General features: G+C 51.0%; 1 protein-coding gene. It reads left to right on the forward strand.

Annotation, left to right across the window (positions count from 1 at the left end):
• Window positions 1-54: 54 nt before the first annotated feature.
• A partial coding sequence (locus tag R7R78_RS29125) for an MFS transporter (RefSeq protein ID WP_318119864.1) occupies window positions 55-533 on the forward strand: 479 nt, incomplete at its 3' end.

Below are 533 nucleotides of genomic sequence, written 5' to 3' on the forward strand. Positions count from 1 at the left end.
GGTGGGCGCTCGATGCGGCAGATTGTGATGGTGCAAGCTGGATTGACATTAGGCATGATAACCAGCCCTGCTATCGGCGCACTGATCACACAGCTCTTATCATGGCGAGCAGCTTTTATCATTTTAGGGATGGCGGCACTTGCTGTTGGGGCCTTAGTTTGGGGATGCATGAGAGAGCCTCACGATCAGAACGAGCGGTTAATGACATTACCTCCCGTTATAGAGGCATTTCGCCTTCCTGGAGCTTTGGGTGCGATTGCGGCTATGTGTTTTGGCTTAGGTGGTGGTATTGGTGTGTTCAATATCATTGGGCTCAATATGCGAGATGTCGCGGGACTGTCGATAAGTTGGATTGGCATGATGTACGCAGCTTTAGGAATCGTGAGTGTTCTTGGAAATCTACTCACGACTCGAGCTTCTCATCGCCTTGGAAGTGGCCGAGCTGTAATGCGTATTGCGCTTATGGTGTGCATGCCGTGTAGCATCTGGGTATTTGCGTGTGGTGCGAGCCAATTCGTGGCCTATCTTCCCAT

This window comes from Vibrio sp. 2134-1 (assembly GCF_033339495.1).